The sequence below is a fragment of the Cupriavidus nantongensis genome (genome assembly GCF_041726985.1).
In the GTDB taxonomy this organism is placed as follows: domain Bacteria; phylum Pseudomonadota; class Gammaproteobacteria; order Burkholderiales; family Burkholderiaceae; genus Cupriavidus; species Cupriavidus nantongensis_A.
Window position 1 is genome coordinate 2,390,655 of record NZ_CP168302.1, and the last position, 21,018, is coordinate 2,411,672.

Sequence of the window (21,018 nt, forward strand, 5' to 3'; positions counted from 1 at the left end):
GGCAGGGGCGCGCATCCCTCCATCTCCAGACCAACCGGCGAGGCGACAACATGCAGAGTAGCGAAGCGGTGCTGACGCAGGCGCGCGCAGCCCTGGCCCATGTGCCCTATCAGGGCCATGTCCTCCATCCCACCATCCAGCTGCGGCTCTCGGACGGGGCGCTGATCCTCGAGGGCGAGGTGGCCGATATCGTCGACAAGACCCGGGCCGCGGCGACGCTGCGGCGCGTGGACGGCGTCACCAGCGTGATCGACCACCTGCGCGTGGCCGACGGCGGCGCCCCGGTCGGCGACGGCGAACTGCGCGACGCGGTGTGCGAGCGCCTGCTCAATGCCGTCGAATTCCACGATTGCAAGATTTGCGCACGCGTCAAGGGCAAGCCGGAGGCCATGCGCGAACCGGTGAACGAACGCAACGGCTGGATCGAGGTCGCGGTGCAGGACGGCGTGGTGACACTGTGGGGGCAGGTGATCAGCCTGTCGCACATGCGCCTGGCCGGCGTGCTGGCGTGGTGGTCGCGCGGCTGCCGCTGCGTCGTCAACGAACTGGTGGTGGCGCCCGCCGAGACCGACCGCGACGATGAAATCACCGAGGCGCTGATGCTGGTGCTCGAGACCGATCCCTTCGTCGATGCCGCCCAGGTCAGCGCGCATACCCAGGACCGCGTGGTCACGCTCGAGGGCTGCGTCAACAACGAGCGCACGCGCCGTCAGGCCGAGCGCGATGCGTGGTACGTGCAGGGCGTGGAGGACGTGGTCAACCACATCTCGCTGCGCCCCTGAGCGCGGGCACGGGACCGACTATCGGTGCGCGCCGCGCTTTGCAGCGGTATCTTCCATGCGCCAGTAGCGCCGCCGCGCCCGCAGCGCAAAGCGGGCGCGGTAATCCGACATCGACATGCCGGTGGTACGCTGGAACAGCCGGCGGAAAGCCGCGGCGTCGCTGTAGCCGCAGGCCTCGGCAATGGCATGGGTGCCGTGCAGCGTGACCTCCAGCAGCATGCGGGCACGCTCCACGCGCAGCGTGTGCAGGTAGTCCAGCGGCGTCATGCCGGTGACCTGGCGGAAATGCCGCAGCAGCGTGCGTTCGCTGACCGCCGCCGCCTGCGCCACCGCGGCCAGCCAGTAGGGCTCGGACACATGGTCGCGCAGCCATTGGATGGCGCGGTAGACCGGGCTGTCGGCGGTGCGGCCGAGCCAGCGTTGCGACACCAGCGCCGGCACGCTGCGCTGGCGCTCGGGCTGGAACAGCATCAGCCGCGACGCCGCCTGCGCCAGGTCAGGGTCGTGCAGGTGGCCCAGCACGCGCAGCATGAATTCCACCTGCAGCGCGGGCGCCACGCACGAAAACACCTGCCCGTGCACGCTCATGGCCGCGTCGCTGGCGAGATCGCAATGCGGGTACTGGCGCGCCATCCAGCTCTGGAACATCCACGGCGCCCCCACGCTGGCGCCATCCAGCAGCCCCAGCTGCAGCGGCAGCACCATCCCCGACGCGCACGCGGCGATCCAGCCGCCGGCGCGCGCATGGCGCTCCACCAGCCGCAACGCCGCGGCATCGCGCAGCACCAGTTCGCCCAGCTGCGGCGCATTGCTGGCCAGCAGCGCGGGAATGACCAGCAGCGTGCGGCTGCCGGGCGCACGCGCGCGCCGCGTCGACGACACCAGCCCGGGCAGTTCCGTGGCCAGCGTGCGGCCGTTGGCGCGGCACAGCTGCCAGCTCAGCGTCGGCGCGGCGCCGGGGCGCTGCAGGCTGGCCACGCCTGCCACCGTGCGCAGCACGTCGAGCGTGGTGAACAGGCTGCCGGGCATGGCTTGCGGCAGCCACAGCAGGCGCACATGCAGCGGGACGTTCTGTGATGAGGGGGCGATGGCGGCGGTGGGGGCGGGCATGCCTTGAGGCGTTCGCTTGAGGCGTTCGAATGGTTGATGATGGGCCGGATGCCGAACGCGGTGGCGGGATCGGCATCCGGATTGGCGATATTGAACCTCCCCATAGTGGCTGGCAAGGACTAGCATCGTGCCGTTGTGCCGCGGCGAACGGCCATGCCCGCGGCACCGCCAACAAGACCATACCGAGGAGATTCCATGCCGTTTTCCGTTCGCCACGTTGCCATTGCCGCTGCCCTGACGCTTGCCGGGGCCGGCATGCCGGCCATTGCCGCGCAGCCCGATGCCGCGCTGCTGTCGGCCGCGCAGGCCGCACAGCCCAGGGTCGTGCAGTCGCTCAAGGAGATGGTGTCGATCGAGTCCGGCAGCGCCAATGCCAAGGGGCTGGCGCAGATGGCCAGCTACACCGAGAAGCGCCTGCAGGCGCTGGGCGCAAAGGTCGAGCGGCTGCCCGTGACCAAGGGTCCGGGCACTATGGTCAAGGCCACCTTCACCGGCACCGGCAAGCGCCGCGTCATGCTGATTGCCCACCTGGACACCGTATACCCCGACAACACGCTCGCCACGCAGCCGATCCGCGAGGAAGGCAACCGGCTCTATGGCCCCGGCATCGCCGACGACAAGGGCGGCATCGCCGTGATCCTGCATTCGCTGGAGATCCTGAAGCAGCAGGGCTGGCGCGACTACGCGCAGATCACGGTGCTGTTCAACCCGGACGAGGAGGTCGGCTCGGTCGGTTCGGCCGAAACCATCGCCACGCTGGCGGCACAGCATGACGTGGTGCTGTCGTGCGAGCCCACCGCGGCCAAGGATGTAGTCAAGGCCGAGGCGCTGCTGCTGGGCGCCTCCGGCACCGCCACCGCCACCATGCAGGTCAAGGGCCGCGCCTCCCACGCGGGCGCCGCGCCCGAGCGCGGCCGCAATGCGCTGATCGAGCTGGCCCACCAGCTGCAGCAGACGCGCGACGCGGCCAGCCTGGTGCCGGGCTCGCAGCTGAACTGGACCCAGGCCCAGGCCGGCACCGTGCGCAACCAGATCCCGGAAAGCGCCGTGGCCTACGGCGACGTGCGCACCACGGCCGCCGGTGCCGCCGAAAAACTGAAGGTGGCGCTGCAGGACAAGGTCAAGACCAGCCAGCTGGTGCCCGACACGCACACCACGGTGACGATGGAAGAGGGCCGTCCGCCGTTCGTGGCCGATGCGCGCGGCCGCGCGCTGGCCAAGCGCGCGCAGGAAATCTATGCCGAACTGGACGGCCGCACGCTGGCGCTGGCCGAAGGCACCGGCGGCGCCACCGACGCCAGCTACGCGGCCCGCTCGGGCAAGCCCGCGGTAGTGGAAAGCTTCGGCCTGGCGGGCTTCGGCTACCACGCGCGCGACGAATACATCGAACTGGACTCGATCGTGCCGCGCCTGTACCTGATGACTCGGATCCTGCAGGATATCGGCCGCAACTGAGCCGCCGTTACCGAGCCTGCCCCCGGACTTTCCCCCATCCCGGCAAAGGCCAGCAGCAGGCCTGCTACAGTGTCATGGCCGCCATGCAGGCGGCCATGACAAAAGAGCTTCCGGGGAGACAGCAGATGAATCGCAAAGGCCTGGTCGACGCCGCCATGGCGCTGGAAGACCTGGCGGCCGGCAACACGCCCGCGCCCGCCCAGGTGGCGGCGGGGGCCGCCGCTCTGGAGAAAATCCATGCCGATTTCCCGGCCTGGCGCGACGTGGGTGATGCACTATTCGGCCTGAAGGCGCTGGCCGGCGGCAGCGGCATGGGTCTTGACGCGAAGGGGCGCCAGCGCGCCGGCCGGCTGGCCGACGTGGTGCGCAGCCTGATCGACCAGATCTGAGTGCCCGGAACCGAGCCGCGCGCCTACAGCATCGACTCGATCGGCAGGATCGACAGGAACCAGATGCCGAGACGGCGCCACCAGCTGGTGTTCGGCTCGGTATCGTGGCGGATCACTTCATCGCCGCGCCGTTCCAGCCAGTAGAGCTGGCCGGCCTCGTCCAGCTTGACCTGGTAGGCCGCTTGCGGGACCACGCTGGCGAAGGTGGATTCGATCCGGCCCGCCAGCGCGGGGCTGTCGATGATAAAACCGAGTTCGGTGTTGAGCATGGCCGAACGCGGATCGAAATTGAAAGAGCCCACGAAAACCCGGCTGCCATCGACCGCGAAGGTCTTGGCGTGCAGGCTTGAGCCTGAGCTGCCGAAGGGGCCGGCGCGCTCTTCCTTCTTGCGCGGCGCGGCCGCGCGCCGCAGTTCGTACAGGTCCACGCCGGCCTCGAGCAGGGCCTTGCGCCGCTTGGCATAGCCCGAATGCACGGCGGCCACGTCGGTGGCTTCCAGCGCGTTGGTCAGCACCCGTACCGCGACGCCGCGCGCGGCCATATCGGCGAAATAGGACGTGCCGCCGGTCGAAGGCACGAAGTAGGGCGAGACCAGGTCGAGCTCGCGCTGCGGCTCGCCCAGGATTTCGCGCAGCTGGTGCGCTACCAGCGTGCTGCGCGAGGCTTCGCCCAGCGCCTTGGCGGGGTTGTCGCTGACCATGCGCGTGCTTGCCCACTGGAACTGCAGCGTGCCGTCCAGCATCCGCTGCACGTCGGGCAGTTCGCGCACCGCGGCCAGGTAGGCCGCCGCGGCCGGGTTGCGCTCGACCTCGCGCGCGTGCCCGACCAGCGCCTGCAGCCGTTCCACGCTGACCGGCGGCAGCAGCCGGTCAACAGGGTAGGCCGACGCGCTTGACCAGTAGCGGTCAAAATCCTGCGCCACGTCGCCGGCCGCGGGACCGACCGCAATCACGTCGAGGTCGGCGAACAGCACGCCGTCGGTGGCGCCAAAGTATTCGTCGCCGACATTGCGCCCGCCGACGATGGTGGCGACGCCGTCGGCGGTGAACGACTTGTTGTGCATGCGCCGGTTCAGGCGCCGGAAATCCGTCAGGAAATTGAGTGCCTTGGGATGGCGGATCACGAACGGGTTGAAGATCCGCACTTCGACCTGCGGGTGCGCGTCCATCGCGGCCAGCAGTTCGTCCATGCCGGCAATGCCGTTGTCATCGAGCAGCAGGCGCACGCGCACGCCACGATCGGCGGCCTCGTGCAGGGCCTCGAGCAGCAGCGTGCCGGTGAGGTCGTCGCGCCAGATGTAGTACTGCACGTCGAGCGTGCGCTGCGCGGTGCGGGCCAGTTGCACCCGCGCGGCAAAGGCGGCGTAGGCGTTCTCCAGCGGGTGGATGCCGCTCAGCCCCGGGTGGCGCGCCACTTCGCCGGCCAGCGCCTGGCCCAGCGGCGTGGCCTGGGCTTCGGCCGGCGTCAGCGCAGAGGATTCGGTGCGGGGATGCAGCGGCGGCAGCGCGCAGCCGCCAAGCAGGGCGGCGCAGCACAGCATTAGCGAACCGGCGCGCAAGCGGCGGTGGGGGACGAATGCGGCGTCTGTCGGCAATGGCATTGGGCGTCGGGACGGCCCCGGTGCGGGGCCCCGTGGTTGCGGCAATGGCGCCATGTTGCCATGGCGCGCCGCGGGCGTCCCGATTCGGGCAGGCGACAAGCGGCTGCGCCATGCACCAGACTGCGCCCCGGCGTGCGCCATGGCGAAGCACGGCAGGGCAAATGCCGGCATGTCGTGGGCTACGGCGCTGGCCCGGAACCTGCATAAGCCGAGGCAAGAGTAGAAGCGTTCACCAGCCGCGTGCCAGATCGATGCGCATGCGGGCTGGCCGGGAATTGCTCTTGAAGTCCGTGCCCCGCGCCGTTGCGCAGGCTGGCACCGTCGACCTCAGGACCGCGCTGTCCCGGCGCGCATTGTCGTTGGTGGCCATGCCTGGCCGGCGCGGGGCAAGTCCCTGACCCGCTTGCAACGAGAAATGCCATGACCCAGCCAGACCAGGCCTGCTCCCTGGACGAACTCCGCCGCGAATCGCGCATGGGCGCGTTCGGTTCCGAAACCCGCCAGCGCGAGATCCGCCGCATCGACCTGTCCGACTACGCGCGGCGCAAGCCGCAGATTGCCGATGCGCTGTGGCAGGCGTCGGTCGACGTCGGCTTCTTCCAGCTCGCCAACCACGGCATCGACCTGGCCAGCGTGCGCCATGCCTTTGCCATGACCGAGCGCTTCTTTGCGCTGCCCGATAAGGTGAAGGCGCAATACCCGCTGCAGAAGGCCAGCAACGCCGGCTGGGAAAGCCGCGCGCAGGTCCGGCCCTCCACCGGCACGGCAGACCAGAAGGAGTCGTACCAGATCACGCGCCCGCATATGGATGGCCTGTGGCCGGGCGAGGACGAACTGGCAGGCTTCCGCGACACCATGCTTGCCTTCGAGGCGCAATGCTGGGAAGTCGGCATGAGGGTGTTGTCATGCTTTGCCGACAAGCTGGGCTTTGCCAGCGACTTTTTCACGCAGGCGCACGATCCGAGCGCGCCGGACTACCAGAGCACGCTGCGGCTGCTGCACTACTACGCGATCCCGCCCGAGCTGCGCGAAGGGCTGGGGCTGTGGCGCGCCGGCGCGCATACGGACTTCGACTGCCTGACGCTGCTGCTCCAGCGACCCGGCCAGGGCGGCCTGCAGGTGTGCCCGGGCAAGGAGATGGCGGCGCAGGCATGGACCCCGATCGAGCCGGACGAGACCGTGATCACCTGCAATATCGGCGACATGCTGATGCGCTGGAGCGATGACCGACTGCCGTCGAACTTCCATCGCGTGCGCAATCCCGCGCCGGGCGAATACATGGGGCCGCGCTACAGCATGGCGTTTTTCTGCCAGGCCAACCGCGGCGCGACCATCGCAGGGCCGGCCGGCAAGTACCCGCCGATCAGCGCAGGGGATTACCTGCGCCAGCGGGTCGATGCGAACTTCAAGGGGTATTGAGGAGGGTGTGGCAGCGCGGCGAGCCCGGACCCGCGTGGTCCAGGCCCGCCGGCCGAGCGTGCTGGGTTCAAGACGCCGCCACCACGCCGCAGGCAATGCGGCCGCCGGCATTGCCGGTGGGCTGCGTCTTGTAGTCGTCCGGATCCTTGTGCACCACCACCGCGCGGCCGATCACGGAGTTGGCGCCGGTGCCAACCGACAGCGACGGCAGCAGCATGCTGACGCGCACGTTGCCGCTGGCATCGGCGGTGACGTTGTTCATGTCGCCGGCATGGTGGTCCGGCATGGTCATCTGCCCGTGGGGCTTGCCGGTCGGGTTGAAATGGCCGCCCGCGCTCATCGCGTCAGGCGCGGAACAATCGCCTTTCTCGTGGACGTGGAAGCCGTGGACCGAATTGGGCGGCAGGCCGGTAATCGCGGCGGTCATCATCACGCCGCCGGGCTGCTGCTGGAAGGTGACGGTGCCCGCGGTGTTGGAGCCGCTCTTGGGCTGCAGCGTGGCCGACGCCCGCGCGCCGCTGGTGGCGCCGGTGGCGGACGGCGGGGCCGCGGACGACGAAGGCATGCCGGAGCCGGCGCAGCCGGCCAGTGCCATGGTTGCGGCGATGCACGCCGCCAGGGGGAGAAGCACTTGTTTCATCGGAATCCTCTTCTTGTCGTGATTTCGGAAGAAACAGTATAGGTCGGCGGCCGCTGAACCGATTTCCGGTTTTGTCCTACATGCCGCCTGCACACGCGCCGCTGGCGGATCGCGCCAGCGCAGCTTAGTCGTTCAGGTCAGCCACTCAGGCCGCCACGGGCAGCGGCTGCTGTGCCGCACCAAAATGCGGATGGCGCGAGAACAGCTCCGCAGCCCAGTTCACGAACACCCGTACCTTGGCCGACAGGTGGCGGTTCTGCGGATACATTGCCGAAATCGGCAGTTCATCGGTCTGCCAGTCGGCGAGGATTTCCACCAGCCTGCCGCTGGCCACATAGGGCTCGGCCATGGCGCGCGAGATGCGGGCGATGCCATGGCCTTCCAGCGCGCAGCCGAGGTAGACATCGGCGTCGTTGGTCGAAATGGCGGAGGGCAGCAGCACCTCGCCGCGCTCGGTGCCGCGCGCAAGCGGCCACGGCATTTCCCGGCCGGTGCGGTTGGACAGGAAATTGACCGCCTTGTGCTGCGCCAGTTCGGCCAGGTCGCGCGGCGTGCCGCTGCGCTTCAGGTAGATCGGCGAGGCGTAGAACGCCAGTTGCACATGGCCGATGCGGCGGGCCACCATGGCTTCGTCCAGCGGAATGCCGACGCGCAGCACCACGTCGACGCCTTCCTGCAGCAGGTCGATCGGCTTGCCGTTGATGGTCAGCTCCAGCTTCAGGTCCGGATAGGCCTGGAAGAACTCATGCAGGTGCGGCACCAGCACCAGTTGCGCCAGCCCGGCGGTGGTATCGACCGACAGCGTGCCGCGCGGCGAATTGTTCTGGCGCGTCAGCGACTGCTCGGCCTCCTCGACATCGGCCAGGATGCGCACGCAACGCTCGTAGTACGCGGCGCCGTCGTTGGTCACGCTGATGCGGCGCGTGGTCCGGTGCAGCAGCTTCACGCCGAGGTGGGTCTCCAGGTTCTGGATCAGGCGGGTCAGCGTGGCCTTGGGCAGGTCCATCGATTCGGCGGCACGCGCAAAGCTGCCGACGTCGACGACCCGGGTGAATGCCTGCATTGATACGAGACGGTCCATGATGAGGTTCCGACGATAGATCCGAACGGCGTGCCGCCCGCGCTCGTGGCGCACGCGGCCTGTCTTGTTGTTGTGATGGGGAGTCTGCCGGCTGCCGGCACTGGATGCGCGCTGGCTGGGCGCGATGCCGGCCTGAATTCAGTCAGGCGTCCGGCGCGGCGGGAAGTCCACCTGCGGGCCGGGCGCGCAACGGCCTGGCCAACCGCCGCGCGTGCCGAGAGCGGGAGTGAATCACAAAATCCAAGACCTTGTCATGCGTGGGGATTTCATTTTGCAGACGGCTGACAGGCCGGTTTCTGATTATTCCAATCCCGGAACAGTGCATTGGCGATCTCTCGCTTTATCCCATCCTCGTCAATCACCATAATCCGTTGCATCGCAACACTCAAGCGCATTGTCATGCCGTGCGCCGATGCCATGTCACAGAAGCCAGGCCAACGCTCCGCAGCCGCCAGCGCCGCCACTGCCTCCACGGCAGCCGGGCCGGGACAGGCGCGCGTGGCCGAGCACACGGTGACCAGCGATGGCCGCGAGATCCTGGTGCGGGTGTGCTATCCGCCGGGCTACCCGGCACCGGGCATCGACAGCGCCGCGCTGCTGCCCTGGCTGGTGTACCTGCACGCCGGCGGCTTCGTCGACGGCGGCCTGGAGCACGCCTGCCACCTGGTGCAGGACCTGGCCACGACGGTGCCCGCGGTGGTGGTCACGCCGGCGTATTCGCTGGCGCCCGACCACCCGTTCCCGGCGGCGCCCGAGGATGCGCACAGCACGGTGCAGTGGGTGTTGCGCAATGCCCGGCGCCTGAAGGTCGACAAGACCCGCTTCGCGCTGGTGGGCGAGGAGGCCGGCGGCAACCTGGCGATCGCGCTGGCGCAGATGCTGCGCGACCGCGGCACCGCCCAGCCGCGCGGCCAGTGGCTGATCCGCCCGGTGACCGACCCGTGCCTGCAGCATGCCTCCTGCGCGGGTTTTGGCGGCGGCACGGTGCCGATGGAAACACTGCGCCGGCTGGCCGACAACTATCGCGATTACCTGCCGACGCCGGCCGATACGGTGCATCCGTATGCCGCGCCGGCGCTGGCCTCGCGCCTGGCCGGGCTGCCGCCCACGCTGGTGCAGGTAGCCGAACACGACGCGCTGCGTGCCGAAGGCGAAGCCTTCGCCGGGCGCCTGGGCAAGGCCGGTGTGCCGGCCCAAGCCATGATCATGCCCGGCGCCTGCGGCGACGGCGTGGAAGAGGCCCATGACAGCTGTCAGGCATGGGTCGACGAAGGTGCGCGGTTCCTGCGGCGATGTCTGGCCGTGGCCGACGCTACCTCACCTTGACTGAACGCTGCGCTGGCGCCAACGCCAGCCGGCCTGGAGCCAAGCCCGCCGGCTGAGCCGCTCCAGACAACCGCCAGCCGGCTCTGTTTCGGCCAGAGCCAGGACCGCAGCGCGCGCCGTGATGCGCGCGGTCCAAGTCCGACCATCAGTTTGACCATGGTTCCGATCCGCCCGCGCGGACCGGCAGGCGGCGTTCGGCCATTTGCTTTTCCGGTTGAAGAAAACCCGATCCAGGAGTTTGAGAAATGCAGCAGCAGAAGCGACGTACCCTGATTGCCCTCGCCATCGTCGTGGTGCTCGGTGCCGGCGTGGCCGGTTCGATCCTGCGCCCTTGGCACAGCGGCGAAGCCCACGCCAACACGCCGCCGCCGGCGCCCGCTATCGAGGTGGCCGCGGTGGTCGGGCAGACCATCACCGAGTGGGATGAATTCTCCGGCCGCCTGGAAGCGGTGGACCGGGTCGAAATCCGCCCGCGCGTCGGCGGCACCATCGATGCCGTGCACTTCCGCGAAGGCGCGCTGGTGAAGAAGGGCGATCCGCTCTTCACCATCGACCCGCGGCCTTATGCCGCGGAGGTGGCACGCGCCGAGGCCGCGCTGGCCGCGGCGCAGGTGCGCGCAGCCCACGCCAAGAGCGAGGGCGAACGTGCGCAGCGCCTGCTGGACGACAACGCGATCTCGCGGCGCGAGTTCGACGAGCGCATCCATGCCGCGCGCGAAACCGGCGCCAATGTGCGCGCCGCGCAGGCACAGCTGGAAACCGCGCGCCTGAACCTGGCCTACACCCGCATCACCGCGCCGGTGTCCGGCCGCGTGTCGCGCGCCGAGATCACGGTGGGCAACCTGGTGGCGCCCGGCGTGGCGACCCCGCCGCTGACCACGGTGGTGTCGGTGTCGCCGATCTATGCCAGCTTCGAGATCGACGAGCAGAGCTACCTGCGCTACACCGCTCCCGGCGCCGGCGGCGGACAAGCCAACCTGCCGGTTTTCCTGGGCCTGGCCAACGAAGACGGCCATCCGCATCAAGGCAAGATCCAGTCGGTCGACAACCGGCTCGATACGCGCAGCGGCACCATCCGCGTGCGCGCGGTGTTCGACAACGACGACGGCCGCCTGCTGCCGGGCCTGTACGCCAAGGTCAAGATGGGCGGCGGCGCGCCGCACGCGGCGGTGCTGGTCAACGACCGGGCGGTCGGCACCGACCAGGGCAAGAAGTTCGTGCTGGTGGTCGACAAGGCCAACAAGCTGGTCTACCGCGAAGTCGAGCTCGGACCCAACTATGAAGGCCTGCGCGTGATCCGCAAGGGTCTGAAGCCGGGCGAGAACATCGTCGTCAATGGCCTGCAGCGCGTGCGGCCGGGCGACACGGTGCAGCCCAAGACGGTGGCCATGGCCTACCGCAGCGAACTGGAACCGCGCCCGGCAGCGCCTGACCGCAAGCAGGCCGCGAGCGAGAAGGGCGATGCAGACGTGAAGCCGGTGAGTTGAGCTACGGCCATTACCTGAGCCCGCACACCCAGCGCCCCTAGTTTTGCATCGTCCCCCAGGCTGTTGATGGTGCCCGCCACGAGCGGGCCGCCAGGGGAGCGCTTTTAGCAGAGACCAACATGAATCTCTCAAAATTCTTTATCGACCGCCCCATCTTCGCGGGGGTGCTGTCGGTGCTGATCTTCCTGATCGGCGCCATCTCGATGTTCAAGCTGCCGATCTCGGAGTACCCGGAAGTGGTGCCGCCGTCGGTGGTGGTGCGCGCACAGTATCCGGGCGCCAACCCCAAGGTGATCGCCGAAACCGTGGCGTCGCCGCTGGAAGAGCAGATCAACGGCGTCGAGGACATGCTGTACATGTCTTCGCAGTCCAACAGCGACGGCCTGCTCACGCTGACCGTGACCTTCAAGCTGGGCACCGACCCGGACAAGGCACAGCAACTGGTGCAGAACCGCGTCTCGCAGGCCGAGCCGCGGTTGCCGGAAGACGTGCGGCGCCTCGGCATCACCACGGTCAAGAGCTCGCCCGACCTGACCATGGTGGTCCACCTGGTTTCGCCCAACGACCGCTATGACATGACCTACCTGCGCAACTACGCGGTGATCAACGTCAAGGACCGGCTGGCGCGGCTGCAGGGCGTGGGCCAGGTGCAGCTGTTCGGCTCGGGCGACTACGCCATGCGCGTGTGGCTCAACCCGGAAAAGATGGCCGAGCGCCAGCTTGCCACCGGCGACGTGATCAAGGCCATCCGCGAGCAGAACGTGCAGGTGGCGGCCGGCGTGATCGGCCAGTCGCCGTCGCTGCCGGGCGCCGACCTGCAGCTGTCGGTCAATGCGCAGGGCCGCCTGAGCACGGTGGAAGAGTTCGGCGATATCGTCGTGCGCACCTCTGCCGACGGTGCCGTGACCTACCTGAAGGACGTCGCCCGGATCGAGCTGGGCGCGTCGGAATATGCGCTGCGCTCGCTGCTCGACAACAAGCCGGCGGTGGCGATTCCGATCTTCCAGGCGCCGGGCTCCAACGCCATCCAGATATCGGATGACGTGCGCAAGACCATGGAAGAGCTGAAGCAGAACTTCCCCGACGGCATCGACTACAGCATCGTCTATGACCCCACGCAGTTCGTGCGCCACTCGATCGAGGCGGTGACGCACACGCTGTTCGAGGCGATTGCGCTGGTGGTGCTGGTGGTGATCCTGTTCCTGCAGACCTGGCGCGCGTCGATCATCCCGCTGCTGGCGGTGCCGGTGTCGATCGTCGGTACCTTCGGGCTGATGCATCTGTTCGGCTTCTCGATCAATGCGCTGTCGCTGTTCGGGCTGGTCCTGGCGATCGGCATCGTGGTCGATGACGCGATCGTGGTGGTGGAGAACGTCGAGCGCAATATCGAGGAAGGGCTGACGCCGAAGGAGGCCACCTACAAGGCCATGCGCGAAGTCAGCGGCCCCATCATCGCCATCGCGCTGACGCTGATCGCGGTGTTCGTGCCGCTGGCCTTCATGACCGGCCTGACCGGGCAGTTCTACAAGCAGTTCGCGCTGACCATCTCGATCTCGACCATCATCTCGGCGTTCAACTCGCTGACGCTGTCGCCGGCGCTGTCGGCGCTGCTGCTCAAGAGCCACGACGCGCCCAAGGACTGGCTGTCGCGCTGGATGGAGCGTGTCTTCGGCGGCTTCTTCAAGCGCTTCAACAAGTTCTTCGGCCGCAGCGCCGAGAGCTACGGCCGCGGCGTGAAGGGCGTGATCCGCCGCAAGGGTTCGGTGTTCGGCGTGTACGCGGTGATGCTGGCGCTGACCTGGGGCGTGTTCCAGCTGGTGCCCAAGGGCTTCGTGCCGGCGCAGGACAAGCAGTACCTGGTGGGCTTTGCCAAGCTGCCTGACGGCGCCACGCTGGACCGCACCGAAGACGTGATCCGCAAGATGAGCGACATCGCGCTCAAGCATCCGGGCGTGGAATCGGCAGTGGCCTTCCCCGGCCTGTCGATCAACGGCTTCACCAACAGCCCGAGCGCCGGCATCGTCTTCGCCACGCTCAAGCCGTTCGAGGACCGCAAGAGCGCCGAGCTGGGTGGCGCGGCCATCGCGGCCGAGCTGAACCAGAAGTACGCGGCGATCCAGGATGCCTTCATCGCGGTGTTCCCGCCGCCGCCAGTGCAGGGGCTGGGCACCATCGGCGGCTTCAAGCTGATGATCGAAGACCGTGCCGCGCTGGGCTATGACGCGCTGTTCGAGGCCACCAACGCGTTCGCCAACAAGGCGCGCGCCACGCCCGAGCTGACCGGCATCTTCAGCAACTACCAGGTCAACGTGCCGCAGCTGGACGTCAGGCTGGACCGCGTCAAGGCCAAGCAGCTGGGCGTGCCGGTGACGGATGTGTTCGACACGCTGCAGACCTACCTGGGCTCTGCCTATGTCAATGACTTCAACAAGTTCGGCCGGACCTACCAGGTCAAGGTGCAGGCGGATGCGCCGTTCCGCGCCCATGCCGAGGACATCCTGCAGCTGAAGACGCGCAACGCCGCCGGCGACATGGTGCCGCTGTCGTCGCTGGTGCAGGTCAAGCAGGGCTTCGGTCCGGACAGCGTGGTGCGCTACAACGGCTTTACCGCCGCCGACATGAACGGCGGGCCCGCGCCCGGCTTCTCGTCGGGCCAGGCGCAGGCCGCCGCCGAGCGCATTGCCGCGGAGACTCTGCCGAAGGGCATCAAGTTCGAATGGACCGAGCTGACCTACCAGGACATCCTGGCCGGCAATGCCGGGATCTGGATCTTCCCGCTGTGCGTGCTGCTGGTGTTCCTGGTGCTGGCTGCCCAGTACGAGAGCCTGACGCTGCCGCTGGCGGTGATCCTGATCGTGCCGATGAGCCTGCTGGCGGCAATGACCGGCGTGTGGCTGACGCAGGGCGACAACAACATCTTCACGCAGATCGGCTTCATCGTGCTGGTGGGCTTGTCAGCGAAGAACGCGATCCTGATCGTCGAGTTTGCGCGCGAGCTGGAGCATCACGGCCGCACCGTGGTGCAGGCCGCGATCGAGGCCAGCCGCCTGCGCCTGCGCCCGATCCTGATGACGTCGTTCGCGTTCATCATGGGCGTGGTGCCGCTGGTGGTCTCCACCGGCGCCGGCGCCGAGATGCGCCATGCGATGGGTGTGGCGGTGTTCGCGGGGATGCTGGGCGTGACCTTCTTCGGGCTGTTCCTGACGCCGGTGTTCTATGTGGCGCTGCGGCTGTTGGCCACGCGTGGCCAGCGCCGCGCGCAGCCGGCACAGGTCGAACACCAGGCCGTGGCTTCGGCTGAATAACGCATGTTTGCTCCCCTCTCCCTCTGGGAGAGGGGCGGGGGAGAGGGCCGGCGCTTGCCGTACGGACGCGCTTCACTTCGTCATACAAGCCGGCCCTCTCCCCCAACCCCTCTCCCGCAAGCGGGAGAGGGGAGCTACCTCGGCGGCGTTGATACCGCCGGAGCACAGAACAATCAAGGAATGCACAAATGATTGCCCACATCACAAGGCAGTTGCCCCGAACCGCCACGCTGGCCGCCGCGCTGGTGCTGGCCGGCTGCTCGCTGGCCCCGACCTACAAGGTGCCGGAGACGGCCACCGTGCCGGCCTTCAAGGAAGCCGAGGCCGCCCAGGCCGAAGGCGCGCAATGGAAGACCGCGACGCCGGCCGAGGGCCAGCATCGCGGCGAATGGTGGAAGATCTTCGGCGACGCCGAACTGGACCGCCTGATCGCAGCGGCCGGCGAATCCAACCAGGACCTCGCCATCGCCGCGGCCCGCCTGAAGCAGGCGCGCGCCTTCACCGGCGCCACCGAGGCGGACCTCTACCCGCAGCTGAGCGTGGGGCTGGATCCGACCCGCTCGCAGCCGTCGGCGGCCTCCCAAGGCCTGCCCGACGGCACCCGTGTGCCGCCGCAGACGGTGCTGAAGGCGCGCGCTTTCGCCAGCTATGAGCTGGACCTGTTCGGCCGCGTCGCGTCCAGCGTCAATGCCGCCCGCGCCGAAGGCGAGGCCGCCGAAGACCTGTACCGCTCGGTGCAGCTGGCGCTGCAGGCCGATGTGGCGCAGGCGTATTTCGCGCTGCGCACGCTGGACAGCGAGCGCGAGCTGCTCAACGCCACCATCAAGCTGCGCGAAGATGCGCTGTCGCTGCTGAAGAAGCGCTATGACGCCGGGGAAACCACCGACCTCGATCCCGCCCGCGCCGAAGCGGAACTGGGCACCGCGCGCGCCGACCTGGCCGGCATCGAGCGTCGCCGCGCCAACCAGGAGCATGCGCTCGCAGTGCTGACCGGGGTGCCGCCGGCGGCGTTCGCGCTGCCGTCCAGGCCGTTCGACGCCGCGCCGGTGGCAATCCCGGCCGGGCTGCCGTCCGAGCTGCTGGAGCGGCGCCCGGATATCGCAGCGGCGGAGCGCCAGATGGCGGCGGCCAACGCGCGCATCGGCGTGGCCAAGGCGGCGTTTTTCCCGCGCATCACGCTGACCGGGTTGTTCGGCTTTGAATCGGCCGACCTGTCCAACCTGTTCAAGTGGTCCTCGCGCACCTGGATGCTCGGCCCGCTGATCGGCTCCAGCATCGCGCAGACCGTGTTCGACGGCGGCCGCAACAGCGCCAACCTGGCCGGTGCCCGCGCCGCGCACGAGGAAACCGTGGCCAGCTACCGGCAGACCGTGCTGGTGGCGTTCCGCGAAGTAGAGGACAGCCTGGCGGACGTGCGCTGGCTCAGCCAGCAAGCCGGCGCGCTGGACAGCGCACTCGGCGGCGCGAAGCGTGCGGCGCGGATTTCGCGCAGCCGCTATGACGCGGGCGCGGTCGACTACCTGACGGTGATCGATGCCGACCGCACCGTGCTGCAGTCGCAGCGCGAGGCCAACCAGGTTGCCGGCCTGCGCGCGGCCGCCACAGTGTCGCTGGTGCGCCGGCTGGGCGGTGGCTGGGGCCCGCTGCCGGCAACGGTGGCCACGGCGCCGGCGCCTGCGGCCGAGGGCGCCGTCGCCGCGGTGGCGCGCTGAACCACGCACGGGACTGGCGCGATGCCTCGCAGTCACTACACTGTAAGCATCGCGCCATGCGCAAGGGATGCACGGGTGCGTCCCGGTTGCGTCCGGTCCCGCCGCCATGCTTGTCCGACACAGGAAACTGCTCTGGGGATTTATCTTTGCCGCGGTCACGGTGGGTGCGCTGCTGGCACCGCTGCCGGGGCTGGACCGTACCGCCATCCATGACGAGGTGGTGATCGCGCGCCCGCTGGCGCTGGTCTTCGACTATGTCGCGACGCCCCGGCACTGGCCCGCCTGGCATCCGGCCTCGCTCGGCGTCGCGGGCGCCACCGATCATCCGCTCGAGCGCGGCGAGCGCGTCGCCGAGACCTTCATGCTGGCGCGGCGCGGAGGCGTGGTGGTCTGGACCGTGATCGAAAGCCAGCGGCCGCGCACGTGGTCGATCGAGGGCGTGGCCGACGGGCGCCGCGTTGGCACCATCACCTACCGGCTGACGCCCGCCATCAACCCCTCGCTGACGCCGACGGCCGAACGCACGCGCTTCGAGCGCGAATTCCACTACCGCTCGCCCACGTTGCTGTTTGCGCTGATCAACCGCCTGATGTTGCGCGAGCAGTTACAGGCAGAGTCCTCCGAAGCGGTGCGCCGGCTCAAGGCGCTGCTCGAGACCGAGCCGCCGCCATCGCAGCGCGGCGCCTTGCGCGCGGCACCGATCCGGCCTAAGTTGGAGCCATTGCGCATTGCTTCCAGGGAGGCCCGTATGCCGTTCCAGCTGCAATCGACCGCATTTGCCGCGGGTGGCGCGATCCCGGCACAGCACACCTGCGAAGGCGCCGATATTTCGCCACCGCTGGCCTGGAGCGGCTTGCCGCCCGGCACGGCAAGCCTGGCGCTGATCGTCGATGACCCGGACGCGCCTGACCCTGCCGCGCCGAAGATGACCTGGGTCCACTGGGTGCTCTACAACCTGCCGGCCGACACCAGTGCGCTTCCCGCCGATATCGCCAAGGCCGGGTTGCCGGCCGGCACGCGACCAGGGCTGAACGACTGGCATCGCACCGGCTACGGCGGCCCTTGTCCGCCCATCGGCCAGCACCGCTATGTCTTCAAGCTCTATGCGCTGGACGTGACTCTGCCGGATCTCGGCCAGCCCGACAAGGCGGCCCTGGAGCGGGCGATGCAAGGCCACGTGCTCGGCAACGCGGAACTGATTGGCACTTACCAGAAGTCACGACAGTAGGCGGCGCGCGCTCGGCTTGCCGAGTCCTTGTGTTTGCCGATATTGCACAATACCGGTTTTGCAGATATTGCATCGACCGGAGATACCGCATGGCAAAGCAGGGCGCACTGGGGCTCAGGAGCATTGCGTTGTTCGAGGCCGCCAAGGGGCTGCTGGTGATCGTGGCCGGGTTGGGCCTGGCGGCACTGCTGCATCGCGATGCCCAGGCCCTGGCCGAAGCCATCATCCAGCGCTGGCATGTCAATCCGGCCAGTCGCTATCCCACCATCTTCCTGTCGCTGCTGCAGCATCCGGACAACGCGCGCCTGTGGGCCATCGGCGGATCCGCCGCGGTCTATGCGCTGATGCGTTTTGCCGAGGCCTACGGGTTATGGCGCGGGCTGGCCTGGGGCAACTGGCTCGGGGTGTGGTCGGGCGGCATCTACATCCCGCTGGAACTATACGAAGCGCTGGTCCACCCCAGCTGGCTGCATGGCGCGCTGGCCGCGGCCAACCTGCTGGTGGTGCTTTACCTGGCGCGCGGGCTGCTGGCGAAATCGACCACCAGGGGGTCGTGATCGGAAGACCGGAACGGGCCGGGCGCATAGAAGCCCGGCACGGCGCCGGATCCCGGGGCCGGGGCATAGGAAAAGGCCGCAGGCTCGTCGGCATTGATATGCCAGGCTTGGACGGCCACCACATGCGCCGCGGCCGTGGCGTCGGCGAGCACATGGTCCAGGTACCCGGCCTGCGCCGCGTAGACGTAGCTGTAGGCGTGCGGGCCGGCAAAGCGCGCGACCAGGTCGGCGTAGCCGCGTTGCGCCAGTAGGCGTATCGGATCCTCCATCGCATAGCTGTTCAGGTCGCCGATCACCAGCACGCCCGCATCGGCGATGCCGGTCGGCGCCGTGCCCAGCCAGCGCGCCAGGGTGTCGGCGGCCTGCACGCGCGCGGGATTCCAGCAGCCCTGGCCGTCGCGCTGGTCGGCTTGCGCGCCGGCGGCCTCGACGCAGTTTTTTGACTTGAAATGATTGACCACCACCGTCACCGGCGCGCCACCCGTCGTGGCACGGAAGGTGGCCGCCAGCGGCTGGCGGCTGCGCTCGCCCAGCCATGTGGTGGCCACCCGGCCGGCGGGCAGCGCGGTGCGGGCGTGGTACAGCAGCCCGACCGCGATGGCATCGGTGCCGAGCGCAGGGGTGCCTGGGTCGGCTACGCGCCAGTCCGGCCCCAGCAGCGCGGCCAGCTGCCGGATCGCGCCGGTCGGGCCATAGCCATTGTTCTGGACCTCCATCAGGCCGATCACGTCGGCGTCCAGGCCGCGTAGCGCTGCCACCAGCTTGGCCTGCTGCCGTGCCAGCGCAGCAGTGTCCTGCGCGCCGCGGTTGTCGGCCGCATCCAGGCCACCGCCGTGGCCGTCGCCATTAAAGTAGTTCTGCAGGTTGAAGGCCGCCACGCGCAGCGTGGTGGCCGGATGCCGCGGCGGTGCCGAGGGGCGCGGGTTGGCGTGCTGGTAGGCCGGTGCGCCGGCACCGGGCACCGGCTGCAGCCGCCATTGACCGTGGCGTCGCTCCAGCACGCCCTGCACGCCGGTGACGGTGTCGCCGGCCCGTACCGGATGCGCTGGCGAGAGTCGCGGGGGCGGGTAGGGCACCACGGCAGGAAACTGGCGTGTCGAGCCATCGTCGAGCAACAAGCGGTTGCGTGCGTTGACCGCCGCGGCTTGCCGCGCAGCCGGCCCCGGCAGGGCCTGTTGCGTGGGCGCGATGGGGCGCCCATGGCTCAGCACCAAGGTGCCATAACGGCCGAGTTCGTGGGCATCGCTGACGGTCAGTGTCTGCGGCAGCCGCACCAGCATGCCCTCCAGCGCGGCCAGATCGGATTCGCCGGCGAGCGGCAGCGTCAGCGTTTGCGGCGTGACGGACAGCCCCCGCGCGCATACGGCGGGCGAGCCTGACAGCACCAGTTGCGTTTGTCCGAATTTTTCTTCGATCTTTCCGGACACGCGCACCATGTCGCCGACCTCGGCCCGGGCGCGCGGCGCGTAGACAAAGAGCCCTTCCGCAAGGCCGGGTCGATGCAAGCGCTGCGCATCCGCGGTCTGCAGGAAGAAACCGCGCAGGCCGCCGTCGCCGCTGAAGTCCGCCGTGACGATGGCCTGGACTTCGACCGTGCGGCCGGCAAGCGGCGAGACCTGGCCGGGGCTGCGAACATCGGCAAGCGCGGTCGCGGGGCTGCCGCATGGCTGCATTGCAGCATCCGCGCCGAAGGGCTGGGCCAGCAGGCAGACCAGGCACAGGGTGGGCAGCGCAATGCTGCGTTCGGGCAAGGGCAGACGCATGGCGGTTTCGGCAGGTGTTGGCAAGGTGGACGATGCTAACCCCCGCGTGTAACGAAATCCTTGCCGCCGGCATGTGACGCCGCGATCGTGCTAAGGTAGTAGAGACCCGCCGGTACCCGACCGGCGCCGGCATCCACCTCATCGCCACGACGACATGATCAAGGAAATCGCGCAAATCACCATCAAGCCCGGCATGGACAAGCAGTTCGAGCAAGGCGTAAGCCAGGCCACGCCGCTGTTCCTGCGCTCGCACGGCTGCCACGGGGTGCAATTGTTCCGCTCGATCGAGCAGCCGGAACAGTACACGCTGGTGGTGGACTGGGAAACCGTCGACGACCACATGGTCCTGTTCCGCGAATCGCCCGAGTTCCAGCAATGGCGCGGGCTGGTGGCGGAAACCTTTGCCGGGCCGCCAAGCGTGCACCACGTGTCCAAGGTCCTGTAAGCCCGCGTTATGAACACCCGGCCTGAACGTCCCCGCCATTTCTCGATGCTGCGCGAACTGCAGCTGGCCGATGTCTTCACGCTTGGCAACGCGGCCTGCGGCATGGGGTCGGTGTTCTTCGCGATGTTCTACGTGGCCGACCAGCAGCTGGCGCATTTCTATACGGCCGCGGCGCTGGCACCGCTGGCCTTTATCTTCGACGTGCTCGACGGCCGCATCGCGCGCTGGCGCCACGCGCATTCGGCATTGGGGCGCGAGCTGGACTCGCTGGCCGACGTGATCTCGTTCGGCGTCGGCCCCGCCACGCTGGCCTTTGCCGCTGGCATGCGCGGCGGCTGGGACCTGGCGGTGTTGATCTACTTTGTCTGCTGCGGCGTCAGCCGGCTGGCGCGCTTCAACGTCACCGCCGAATCGCTGGCGGCGGGAAGCGACAGCGGCAAGGTGGCGTATTTCGAAGGCACGCCCATCCCCACCAGCGTGCTGCTGACTGCCGTGCTGACTTGGTGCGCGTCGCAGGGCCAGCTGGGTGCCGAACTGCCTGGCGGCGCATGGGCGCTCGGCCCCGCCGTGCTGCATCCGCTGGTGCTGCTGTTCGCGCTGTCGGGCACGCTGATGGTCAGCAAGACGCTGCGCATCCCGAAATTCTGAGTGGCCGGCGCGCATGACGCCGGCGATTTCTCTCTTTAGTTCTCTCTGCAAGCTCTGAAGCGAACAGCGC

17 protein-coding genes and 1 pseudogene are annotated in these 21,018 nt (G+C 68.7%); 13 read left to right on the forward strand and 5 right to left on the reverse strand.

Annotation, left to right across the window (positions count from 1 at the left end):
• Nucleotides 1-50 precede the first annotated feature (50 nt).
• Nucleotides 51-782 carry a BON domain-containing protein gene (locus ACEI37_RS10515; protein WP_373376650.1) on the forward strand — a complete coding sequence of 244 codons (732 nt, stop codon included), beginning with the start codon at nucleotides 51-53 and terminating at the stop codon, nucleotides 780-782.
• 18 nt (nucleotides 783-800) lie between these two features.
• On the opposite strand, the gene ACEI37_RS10520 is transcribed toward ACEI37_RS10515, so the two are convergent.
• Nucleotides 801-1,892 carry a GlxA family transcriptional regulator gene (locus tag ACEI37_RS10520; RefSeq protein WP_373376651.1) on the reverse strand — a complete coding sequence of 364 codons (1,092 nt, stop codon included), beginning with the start codon at nucleotides 1,890-1,892 and terminating at the stop codon, nucleotides 801-803.
• 195 nt (nucleotides 1,893-2,087) lie between these two features.
• Here ACEI37_RS10520 and ACEI37_RS10525 point away from each other — a divergent pair, with 195 nt between their 5' ends.
• Together ACEI37_RS10525 and ACEI37_RS10530 are read left to right on the forward strand one after the other, a co-directional pair.
• The gene (locus ACEI37_RS10525) at nucleotides 2,088-3,347 is read left to right on the forward strand and encodes a M20/M25/M40 family metallo-hydrolase (protein WP_373376652.1); all 1,260 of its coding nucleotides are present in this window, start codon (nucleotides 2,088-2,090) and stop codon (nucleotides 3,345-3,347) included.
• Between the two features lie 125 nt (nucleotides 3,348-3,472).
• Entirely contained in the window at nucleotides 3,473-3,736 is a 264-nt protein-coding gene (locus ACEI37_RS10530) for a hypothetical protein (RefSeq protein ID WP_092312685.1), read from the forward strand.
• Between the two features lie 23 nt (nucleotides 3,737-3,759).
• On the opposite strand, the gene ACEI37_RS10535 is transcribed toward ACEI37_RS10530, so the two are convergent.
• Nucleotides 3,760-5,337 (reverse strand): phospholipase D family protein, encoded by a 1,578-nt coding sequence (locus tag ACEI37_RS10535; protein WP_373376653.1) that lies wholly within the window; start codon nucleotides 5,335-5,337, stop codon nucleotides 3,760-3,762.
• A 420-nt stretch (nucleotides 5,338-5,757) separates the two neighbouring features.
• Here ACEI37_RS10535 and ACEI37_RS10540 point away from each other — a divergent pair, with 420 nt between their 5' ends.
• Nucleotides 5,758-6,756, forward strand: a complete 999-nt coding sequence (locus ACEI37_RS10540) for an isopenicillin N synthase family dioxygenase (protein ID WP_373376654.1) — start codon at nucleotides 5,758-5,760, stop codon at nucleotides 6,754-6,756.
• Nucleotides 6,757-6,823: 67 nt separating this feature from the next.
• On the opposite strand, the gene ACEI37_RS10545 is transcribed toward ACEI37_RS10540, so the two are convergent.
• Entirely contained in the window at nucleotides 6,824-7,396 is a 573-nt protein-coding gene (locus tag ACEI37_RS10545) for a superoxide dismutase family protein (RefSeq protein WP_373376655.1), read from the reverse strand.
• Nucleotides 7,397-7,541: 145 nt separating this feature from the next.
• The gene (locus ACEI37_RS10550; RefSeq protein WP_092312674.1) at nucleotides 7,542-8,477 is read right to left on the reverse strand and encodes a LysR family transcriptional regulator; all 936 of its coding nucleotides are present in this window, start codon (nucleotides 8,475-8,477) and stop codon (nucleotides 7,542-7,544) included.
• Nucleotides 8,478-8,894: 417 nt separating this feature from the next.
• On the opposite strand from ACEI37_RS10550, the gene ACEI37_RS10555 reads away from it, so the two are divergent.
• From ACEI37_RS10555 to ACEI37_RS10585, 7 genes and pseudogenes are all read left to right on the forward strand, one after another.
• Nucleotides 8,895-9,803, forward strand: coding sequence for an alpha/beta hydrolase (locus tag ACEI37_RS10555; protein WP_373376656.1), 909 nt, complete (start codon nucleotides 8,895-8,897; stop codon nucleotides 9,801-9,803).
• A gap of 245 nt (nucleotides 9,804-10,048) precedes the next feature.
• On the forward strand, nucleotides 10,049-11,290 hold the full coding sequence (locus tag ACEI37_RS10560) for an efflux RND transporter periplasmic adaptor subunit (protein ID WP_373376657.1): 1,242 nt from the start codon (nucleotides 10,049-10,051) through the stop codon (nucleotides 11,288-11,290).
• 119 nt (nucleotides 11,291-11,409) lie between these two features.
• Entirely contained in the window at nucleotides 11,410-14,595 is a 3,186-nt protein-coding gene (locus ACEI37_RS10565) for an efflux RND transporter permease subunit (protein ID WP_373376658.1), read from the forward strand.
• A 188-nt stretch (nucleotides 14,596-14,783) separates the two neighbouring features.
• Nucleotides 14,784-16,307: an efflux transporter outer membrane subunit gene (locus ACEI37_RS10570; protein ID WP_373376659.1), complete on the forward strand. Its 1,524-nt coding sequence runs from the start codon at nucleotides 14,784-14,786 to the stop codon at nucleotides 16,305-16,307.
• Nucleotides 16,308-16,413: 106 nt separating this feature from the next.
• Nucleotides 16,414-16,902, forward strand: a pseudogene (locus tag ACEI37_RS10575) (SRPBCC family protein); the annotation flags it as partial.
• A gap of 153 nt (nucleotides 16,903-17,055) precedes the next feature.
• Entirely contained in the window at nucleotides 17,056-17,535 is a 480-nt protein-coding gene (locus ACEI37_RS10580; protein ID WP_373377758.1) for a YbhB/YbcL family Raf kinase inhibitor-like protein, read from the forward strand.
• 89 nt (nucleotides 17,536-17,624) lie between these two features.
• Nucleotides 17,625-18,092 carry a DUF2127 domain-containing protein gene (locus tag ACEI37_RS10585; RefSeq protein ID WP_373376660.1) on the forward strand — a complete coding sequence of 156 codons (468 nt, stop codon included), beginning with the start codon at nucleotides 17,625-17,627 and terminating at the stop codon, nucleotides 18,090-18,092.
• Here the strand turns inward: ACEI37_RS10585 and ACEI37_RS10590 are convergent.
• On the reverse strand, nucleotides 18,044-19,855 hold the full coding sequence (locus tag ACEI37_RS10590; RefSeq protein ID WP_373376661.1) for an ExeM/NucH family extracellular endonuclease: 1,812 nt from the start codon (nucleotides 19,853-19,855) through the stop codon (nucleotides 18,044-18,046). The genes ACEI37_RS10585 and ACEI37_RS10590 overlap by 49 nt on opposite strands.
• Before the next feature lie 154 nt (nucleotides 19,856-20,009).
• On the opposite strand from ACEI37_RS10590, the gene ACEI37_RS10595 reads away from it, so the two are divergent.
• Together ACEI37_RS10595 and ACEI37_RS10600 are read left to right on the forward strand one after the other, a co-directional pair.
• Nucleotides 20,010-20,300 (forward strand): antibiotic biosynthesis monooxygenase, encoded by a 291-nt coding sequence (locus tag ACEI37_RS10595; protein WP_373376662.1) that lies wholly within the window; start codon nucleotides 20,010-20,012, stop codon nucleotides 20,298-20,300.
• A 9-nt stretch (nucleotides 20,301-20,309) separates the two neighbouring features.
• Nucleotides 20,310-20,948, forward strand: a complete 639-nt coding sequence (locus ACEI37_RS10600) for a phosphatidylcholine/phosphatidylserine synthase (protein WP_373376663.1) — start codon at nucleotides 20,310-20,312, stop codon at nucleotides 20,946-20,948.
• The last annotated feature ends 70 nt before the right edge of the window (nucleotides 20,949-21,018 follow it).

Excerpts from the sequence above, each read along its gene's own strand:
- ACEI37_RS10555 (WP_373376656.1), top strand. The coding sequence starts at position 8,895 with ATGTCACAGAAGCCAGGCCAACGCTCCGCAGCCGCCAGCGCCGCCACT.
- ACEI37_RS10600 (WP_373376663.1), top strand. The coding sequence starts at position 20,310 with ATGAACACCCGGCCTGAACGTCCCCGCCATTTCTCGATGCTGCGCGAA.
- ACEI37_RS10515 (WP_373376650.1), top strand. The coding sequence starts at position 51 with ATGCAGAGTAGCGAAGCGGTGCTGACGCAGGCGCGCGCAGCCCTGGCC.
- ACEI37_RS10525 (WP_373376652.1), top strand. The coding sequence starts at position 2,088 with ATGCCGTTTTCCGTTCGCCACGTTGCCATTGCCGCTGCCCTGACGCTT.
- ACEI37_RS10530 (WP_092312685.1), top strand. The coding sequence starts at position 3,473 with ATGAATCGCAAAGGCCTGGTCGACGCCGCCATGGCGCTGGAAGACCTG.
- ACEI37_RS10550 (WP_092312674.1), bottom strand. The coding sequence starts at position 8,477 with ATGGACCGTCTCGTATCAATGCAGGCATTCACCCGGGTCGTCGACGTC.
- ACEI37_RS10590 (WP_373376661.1), bottom strand. The coding sequence starts at position 19,855 with ATGCGTCTGCCCTTGCCCGAACGCAGCATTGCGCTGCCCACCCTGTGC.
- ACEI37_RS10565 (WP_373376658.1), top strand. The coding sequence starts at position 11,410 with ATGAATCTCTCAAAATTCTTTATCGACCGCCCCATCTTCGCGGGGGTG.
- ACEI37_RS10540 (WP_373376654.1), top strand. The coding sequence starts at position 5,758 with ATGACCCAGCCAGACCAGGCCTGCTCCCTGGACGAACTCCGCCGCGAA.
- ACEI37_RS10595 (WP_373376662.1), top strand. The coding sequence starts at position 20,010 with ATGATCAAGGAAATCGCGCAAATCACCATCAAGCCCGGCATGGACAAG.
- ACEI37_RS10535 (WP_373376653.1), bottom strand. The coding sequence starts at position 5,337 with ATGCCATTGCCGACAGACGCCGCATTCGTCCCCCACCGCCGCTTGCGC.
- ACEI37_RS10585 (WP_373376660.1), top strand. The coding sequence starts at position 17,625 with ATGGCAAAGCAGGGCGCACTGGGGCTCAGGAGCATTGCGTTGTTCGAG.
- ACEI37_RS10570 (WP_373376659.1), top strand. The coding sequence starts at position 14,784 with ATGATTGCCCACATCACAAGGCAGTTGCCCCGAACCGCCACGCTGGCC.
- ACEI37_RS10520 (WP_373376651.1), bottom strand. The coding sequence starts at position 1,892 with ATGCCCGCCCCCACCGCCGCCATCGCCCCCTCATCACAGAACGTCCCG.
- ACEI37_RS10560 (WP_373376657.1), top strand. The coding sequence starts at position 10,049 with ATGCAGCAGCAGAAGCGACGTACCCTGATTGCCCTCGCCATCGTCGTG.
- ACEI37_RS10545 (WP_373376655.1), bottom strand. The coding sequence starts at position 7,396 with ATGAAACAAGTGCTTCTCCCCCTGGCGGCGTGCATCGCCGCAACCATG.
- ACEI37_RS10580 (WP_373377758.1), top strand. The coding sequence starts at position 17,056 with ATGCCGTTCCAGCTGCAATCGACCGCATTTGCCGCGGGTGGCGCGATC.